4 protein-coding genes are annotated in these 6902 nt (G+C 75.7%); 3 read left to right on the top strand and 1 reads right to left on the bottom strand.

What is annotated here, in order from left to right; genetic code table 11:
- Positions 1-121: 121 nt before the first annotated feature.
- On the bottom strand, positions 122-4756 hold the full coding sequence (locus ACIRNI_RS26870) for an ATP-dependent helicase (RefSeq protein ID WP_403555124.1): 4635 nt from the start codon (positions 4754-4756) through the stop codon (positions 122-124).
- Positions 4757-4869: 113 nt separating this feature from the next.
- Between ACIRNI_RS26870 and ACIRNI_RS26865 the strand changes: the two genes are divergently transcribed.
- From ACIRNI_RS26865 to ACIRNI_RS26855, 3 genes are read left to right on the top strand one after another with little or no spacing between them, the layout of a single operon-like run.
- Positions 4870-5769: an AraC family ligand binding domain-containing protein gene (locus tag ACIRNI_RS26865; protein WP_403555122.1), complete on the top strand. Its 900-nt coding sequence runs from the start codon at positions 4870-4872 to the stop codon at positions 5767-5769.
- Positions 5770-5779: 10 nt separating this feature from the next.
- Positions 5780-6571 carry an AzlC family ABC transporter permease gene (locus ACIRNI_RS26860; protein ID WP_403555120.1) on the top strand — a complete coding sequence of 264 codons (792 nt, stop codon included), beginning with the start codon at positions 5780-5782 and terminating at the stop codon, positions 6569-6571.
- Positions 6568-6876 (top strand): AzlD domain-containing protein, encoded by a 309-nt coding sequence (locus tag ACIRNI_RS26855; RefSeq protein ID WP_403555118.1) that lies wholly within the window; start codon positions 6568-6570, stop codon positions 6874-6876. Before ACIRNI_RS26860 ends, ACIRNI_RS26855 begins: the two co-directional genes overlap by 4 nt.
- Positions 6877-6902 lie beyond the last annotated feature (26 nt).

The raw sequence follows: 6902 nt of genomic DNA, 5'->3' as shown, positions 1-6902 counted from the left end.
GAGGCGAACACATCGGCAACGAACTCCGCTAACTCACCCCGGAGCCGTTCCACCTCCCCCAACCTCATACCGAAGAAGATGCCCACCACCAGCCGCGATCACCCAAGGTAACGAAGCACTACTAGGCGCGCAGCCGCAGGCCCCGCGGGGTGGCGTGGAAACCGGCCGTTTCCAGGGCGCGGGACAGGGGCGAGGTCAGGGCCGCCGCGCCGTTGATCCGCTCCACGGTGACGGTGCCCAGGGAGCCCGCGCGGGCAGCCTCGGCCAGCGCCTCGGCCGCCGCCCGGAGGACCGGGTCCTCGGGGTCCGTGGGCCAGGACAGCAGGGTCTTGCCGCCGCGCTCCATGTAGAGCGCGAGCTCGCCGTCGACGAGCACCACGAGGGAGCCCGCCTTGCGGCCCGGCTTGTGCCCGGCGCCCGTGGGGGGCTCGGGCCAGGACAGGGCGGCGCCGTACGCGTTGGCCGGGTCGGCCGCGGCGAGGACCACCGCCCGCGGGGCGGCGCCCGGCTCGGCGCGGTCACGCGCGTTCGCCGCCGCGCGCAGGCGGTCGACCGCGCCGTCCATCGCGAACTGGGCGGCGCCCAGGCCCTCGACGACATAACCCCGGCGTGCCTGCCCGCTGTCCTCGAACGCCGACAGGACGCGGTACGTCGCCGAGAAGCCGCCCTCCACGCCCTCGGCGGCCACGGCGCCGCGCGTGACCACGCCGTGCCGGTCCAGCAGGGTGCGGGCCAGGGCGTGGGCGCGGTGCGTGGGGTCCGGTTCGACGGGCGGAAGCAGGGACCAGCGGCCGCTCACGGTCGGCGGGCCGGAACGGGAGGCGGGGCGGCCGGTGGGACGCGCGGCCGCCGTGAGGGTGCCGTACCGGCCGCGGGGGACGGTGCGCTTGGCGCGGTGGGCGGTCGCGCCGGCCGTACGCCCCGACCCCAGCAGGGCGCGCAGCGGCGCGAGGGTGTCGTTGGTGAGCCGGCCGGACCAGGCCAGGTCCCACAGGGCGTCGGCGAGTTGAGGGTCGGTGGCGTCGGGGTGGGTGGTGGCACGGACCTGGTCGGCGATCTGGCGGAAGAACAGGCCGTAGCCGCCCGAGAGCGTCGCGAGGACCGACTCGTGGAGGGCGGTGAGCTCCAGCGGGTGGGGCGGGGGCAGGAGGAGCGGCGCGGCGTCGGCGAGGTAGAGCGAGACCCAGCCGTCCTTGCCGGGCAGCGCCCCGGCCCCGGCCCACAGCACCTCGCCCGTGGTGGTGAGCTCGTCGAGGAGGGTGGGGGAGTAGTGGGCCACCCGGGACGGGAGGATCAGCTTCTCGAGCGCGGAGGCGGGGACGGGCGCGCCCTGCAGCTGCTCGATGGCGCGTGCCAGCCCGTCGATGCCGCGCAGGCCGCCACCGCCGAGGTGCTGCCACTGGGGCAGGAAGGTCGCGAGGGCGGCCGGCGGGACCGGCTCCAGCTCGTGGCGCAGGGCGGCCAGGGAGCGGCGGCGCAGCCGGCGCAGAACGGCGGCGTCGCACCACTCCTGGCCGATGCCGGAGGGGTGGAACTCGCCCTGGACGACGCGACCGCTCGCGGCCAGGCGGTGCAGGGCGCCGTCGGTGACGGCGGTGCCCAGACCGAAGCGGGAGGCGGCCTGCGAGGACGTGAATGGGCCGTGGGTGCGCGCGTACCGCGCGAGCAGGTCGCCGAGCGGGTCCTTCACCGGCTCGGTGAACGCCTCCGGGACGCCGACCGGCAGCGCGGTGCCCAGGGCGTCGCGCAGCCGGCCCGCGTCCTCGACGGCCGCCCAGTGGTCGGCTCCGGCGATCCGGACGCGGATCGCCCGGCGGGTCCTGGCGAGGTCCCGGGCCCATTCCGGGTCGGCGCCGCGCTCGGCCAGCTCGGCGTCGGTGAGGGGGCCGAGGACCCGCAGGGCGTCGGCGGCGCCCTCCACGTCCTTGACGCGGCGGTCCTCGACGAGCCACTGCAGTTCGCGCTCCAGCTCGGTCAGGACGTCCGCGTCGAGCAGCTCCCGCAGCTCCGCCTGGCCCAGCAGCTCGGCCAGCAGACGCGAGTCCAGGGACAGGGCGGCCGCCCGTCGCTCGGCGAGTGGGGAGTCGCCCTCGTACAGGAACTGGGCCACGTACCCGAAGAGCAGCGAGCGGGCGAAGGGGGACGGTTCGGGTGTGGTGACCTCGACCAGGCGGACGCGGCGGGACTCGATGTCGCCCATCAGCTCCTGGAGGCCCGGCACGTCGAAGACGTCCTGGAGGCACTCCCGGACGGCCTCCAGCACGATCGGGAAGGAGCCGAACTCGCTCGCCACCTGCAGCAGCTGGGCCGCGCGCTGGCGCTGCTGCCACAGCGGAGTGCGCTTCCCGGGGGTGCGGCGCGGCAGCAGCAGGGCGCGGGCCGCGCACTCACGGAACCGGGAGGCGAAGAGCGCGGAGCCGCCCACCTGGTCGGTGACGATCTGGCCGACGTCGCCCTTGTCGAAGAGGACGTCGGCGGCGCCGACCGGAGCCTGCTCGCTGTCGTACTCCGGGCCGGGCGCGGCGGCAGGGTCGGGGTCGAGCAGGTCCAGGCCCATCAGGTCGGCGTCGGGCAGCCGCAGGACGATGCCGTCGTCCGCGTGCATCACCTGGGCGTCCATGCCGTACCGCTCGGAGAGGCGGGCGCCGAGCGCCAGGGCCCAGGGGGCGTGCACCTGGGCGCCGAACGGCGAGTGGACCACCACCCGCCAGTCGCCCAGCTCGTCGCGGAACCGCTCCACCAGGATGGTGCGGTCGTCCGGGACATGGCCGCAGGCGCGGCGCTGCTCGTCCAGGTACGCCAGGAGGTTGTCCGCCGCCCACGCGTCCAGGCCGGCCGCCACCAGGCGCAGCCGGGCGTCGTCCGGCTCCAGCGAGCCGACCTCGCGGAGGAACGCCCCCACCGCGCGGCCCAGCTCCAGGGGCCGGCCGAGCTGGTCGCCCTTCCAGAACGGCAGCCGTCCCGGGACGCCCGGTGCGGGGGAGACCAGCACCCGGTCGCGCGTGATGTCCTCGATCCGCCAGGAGGAGGTGCCGAGCGTGAACACGTCACCGACGCGCGACTCGTACACCATCTCCTCGTCGAGCTCGCCTACCCGGCCGCCGCCCTTCTTCGGGTCGGCACCCGCCAGGAAGACCCCGAACAGGCCGCGGTCCGGGATCGTGCCGCCCGAGGTGACCGCGAGGCGCTGGGCCCCCGGCCGGCCCGTGATGGTGCCGGCGATGCGGTCCCACACCACGCGCGGGCGCAGCTCGGCGAACGCGTCGGAGGGATAGCGCCCGGCGAGCATGTCCAGGACGGCGGTGAACGCCGACTCCGGGAGCGACGCGAAGGGCGCCGCCCGCCGCACCACCGCGAGCAGGTCGTCGAACTGCCAGGTGTCCAGGGCGACCATGGCGACCAGCTGCTGGGCCAGCACGTCCAGCGGGTTGGACGGGATGCGCATCGATTCGATGGACCCGCTGCGCATCCGCTCGGTGACCACGGCCGCCTGCACCAGGTCGCCGCGGTACTTCGGGAAGACGACACCGGTGGACACCGCGCCCACCTGGTGCCCGGCCCGGCCGACGCGCTGGAGCCCGGAGGCGACGGACGGCGGCGACTCGACCTGCACGACCAGGTCCACCGCGCCCATGTCGATGCCCAGCTCCAGGCTGGAGGTGGCGACCACGGCGGGCAGCCGGCCCGCCTTGAGGTCCTCCTCGACCAGGGCCCGCTGCTCCTTGGAGACCGACCCGTGGTGCGCCCGGGCCAGCAGCGGCGGGGCGCCCTTCGCCGCGCCCGACTGGGCCATCAGCTCGGCCGGCGACTGGTCCTCGGGGAGGGCCTCGCCGGTGGCGCGCTCGTAGGCGATCTCGTTGAGCCGGTTGCACAGGCGCTCGGCCAGCCGCCGCGAGTTGGCGAAGACGATCGTCGAGCGGTGCGCCTGCACGAGGTCGGCGATCCGCTCCTCGACGTGCGGCCAGATCGACGGCCGCTCGGCCTGGTCGGTGTCCGTGGCGGGGGAGCCCCCGAGCTCGCCGAGGTCCTCGACCGGGACGACGACGGACAGGTCGAACTCCTTGCCGGAAGGCGGCTGGACGATCTCCACCTTCCGCTGCGGGGACAGATAGCGGGCCACCTCGTCCACCGGGCGCACCGTCGCCGACAGGCCGATACGGCGCGCCGGGCGCGGCAGCAGCTCGTCCAGCCGCTCCAGGGACACGGCCAGATGCGCGCCCCGCTTCGTACCGGCGACGGCGTGGACCTCGTCGAGGATCACCGTCTCGACGCCGGACAGGGCGTCCCGCGTGGCGGAGGTGAGCATCAGGAACAGCGACTCGGGCGTGGTGATCAGGATGTCCGGCGGCCGGGTGGCCAGCGCGCGCCGCTCGGCGGCCGGGGTGTCACCGGAGCGGATGCCGACGCGCACCTCCGGCTCGGGCAGCCCCAGGCGCACCGCCTCCTGGCGGATGCCGGTCAGCGGACTGCGCAGATTGCGCTCGACGTCGACGGCGAGCGCCTTCAGCGGCGACACGTACAGCACCCGGCAGCGCTTCTTCGCGTCCGCGGGCGGTGGGGTGGCGGTGAGCCGGTCCAGCGCGGCGAGGAACGCGGCCAGGGTCTTGCCCGATCCGGTCGGCGCCACCACCAGCACGTCCGAGCCCGCGCCGATCGCCCGCCAGGCACCCTCCTGCGCGGCGGTGGGCGCGCTGAAGGCCCCCGTGAACCAGGCGCGGGTCGCGGGGGAGAAGGAGTCGAGCGCAGTCCTGGCCATGTCCACCATCGTGCACCCCACCACTGACAATGCGGCCCGGCGGCGGTGCCGGCCGCCCGTGCGCGCCATGGACGCGCAGGTCGGAGGCGTGCGGCGGGGCGCAGAATGGAGTCATGGCGAGTGAGCGGAACGGGGAGCGGCGCGGCGGAGAGCGGGGCGGCGGCCGGGACGGCGAGTGGGCCAGGCACTGGACCTACCCCGGCGTGCCCGGGCTCGACCTCCTCCGGGCGCGCTACGTACGCCACTCCTTCGCGCGCCACAGCCACGAGGGGTTCGTCCTCGGCGCGGTCCGCCGCGGGATCGAGGACGTGGTCATGCCGGAGGGCACGATCCGCGCCCGCCCCGGCACCGTCGTCATGATCAACCCGGAGGTGCCGCACTCCGCGCACGCCGGCGCCCCCGAAGGCTGGTCGTACGCGACCCTCTACCCGTCGTCGGCCCTGGTGGCCGGGATCGCGGCGGAGGAGACCACACTGCGCGGCACGCCCGGCTTCTCCGAGACCATCGTCGAGGACGAGGACACCGCCCGGCTCGTCCGCGCCGTGCACCGGGCGGCCGAGGAGGGCAACGCGCTGGCCGCCGACAGCCTCCTGCGCGTCGCCGTCGCCCGGCTGCTGCGCCGCCACGGCCAGACGCTGCCCGACCGCGCGCCGCGCGCCGCCGGGGCCCGCACGGCGTCCCTGGCCAGGGAGCTCCTCCAGGAGCGGATGGCCGAGCCGCCCTCCCTGGAGCAGCTCGCACGCGAACTGGGCACCAGCCCGTTCGCCCTGCTGCGGGCCTTCAAGGCCACCTACGGCATGCCGCCGCACACCTGGCTCACCAACGCGCGCGTACGCGCCGCCCGCCGCCTGCTGGAGGCCGGCACCGCGCCCGCGGCGGCGGCCGTCGCGGTCGGCTTCACCGACCAGCCGCACCTGAACCGGCACTTCACCCGCGTCGTCGGCGTACCGCCGGGCGCCTACCAGCGGGAACGCGCAAGAACGTACAAGACCGGGGACGGCGCCCGCCCGTAGCGTCCCCGGCGTGGCAGAACAGACAGCACTCAGCACAGACCTCGGAGAACCCGGACACCCGATAACCGCGCCGTCCGGGCCTTCCGCGCCGCCCGAGCCGCCCGTGGGCAAGCCCGACAGCGCCGTCGTCCGCGACGCGCTCGGCGTGGGGCTGGCCGTCGGCCTCTCCGGCTTCGCCTTCGGCGTGACCTCGGCCGGCGCGGGGCTGAGCCTCCTCCAGACCTGCGCGCTCAGCCTCCTGGTCTTCACCGGCGCCTCGCAGTTCGCGCTCGTGGGAGCGCTCGCGGCCGGCGGGAACCCCTTCACCGCGGCGGCCGGCGCCTTCTTCCTCGGAACCCGCAACGCCTTCTACGGGCTGCGCCTGTCCCAGCTGCTCGCCCTGCCCCGCCTCGTACGCCCGCTCGGGGCCCACTGGGTCATCGACGAGACCGCCGCCGTCTCCCTCGCCCAGCCCACGCGCCGCGCCGCGCGGATCGGTTTCACCGTCACCGGGCTCACCCTGTACGTGCTGTGGAACCTCACCACGTTCCTCGGCGCCCTGGGAGCCGAGGCCATCGGCGACACCAACGCCCTGGGCCTGGACGCCGCCGGACCGGCCGTCTTCCTCGCCCTGCTCGCCCCCATGCTCCGTACGGCCACCGAGCGGGCCGTCGCCGGGCTCGCCGTCGTGCTGGGGCTCGTGTCCCTGCCGCTGCTGCCCGCCGGGGTGCCGGTGCTCGTCGCGGCGCTCGCGGCACCGGCAGTGCTGTGGTTCCGGGGACGCCGGGCCATCGGCGACGGACCGCAGGGGGTGGAGCGTTGAGCGTCTGGATCGCCATCGGCCTGACCGCCGCCGGCTGCTACCTGCTGAAGCTGACCGGCCTCCTCGTCCCGGCCGCGACCCTGGAGAAGCCCCTCGTCCAGCGGCTGTCGGCGCTGCTGCCCGTCGCCCTGCTGGCCGCCCTGACCGCGCAGCAGACCTTCAGCGCGGGCGGCGCCCTGGTCGTCGACGCGCGCGGTGTGGGCCTCGCGGCGGCGGCGCTCGCCCTGGTCCTGCGCGCGCCCTTCCTGGTGGTGGTCGCCGCCGCGGTCGTGGTGACGGCGGTGGTACGGGCCATGGGCGGCTGACGGCGGGCCCCTCCGGTACAGCCGCG

The organism is Streptomyces sp. NPDC093546 (assembly GCF_044765045.1).
Classification (GTDB): Bacteria; Actinomycetota; Actinomycetes; order Streptomycetales; family Streptomycetaceae; genus Streptomyces.
The sequence above is the reverse complement of the archived record's forward strand: the minus strand, read 5'-3'. Positions and strand labels throughout refer to the sequence as shown.

Bases quoted from the DNA above. Each gene is read 5' to 3' on its own strand.
- ACIRNI_RS26870 (WP_403555124.1), bottom strand. From the start codon at position 4,756: ATGGCCAGGACTGCGCTCGACTCCTTCTCCCCCGCGACCCGCGCCTGG.
- ACIRNI_RS26865 (WP_403555122.1), top strand. From the start codon at position 4,870: ATGGCGAGTGAGCGGAACGGGGAGCGGCGCGGCGGAGAGCGGGGCGGC.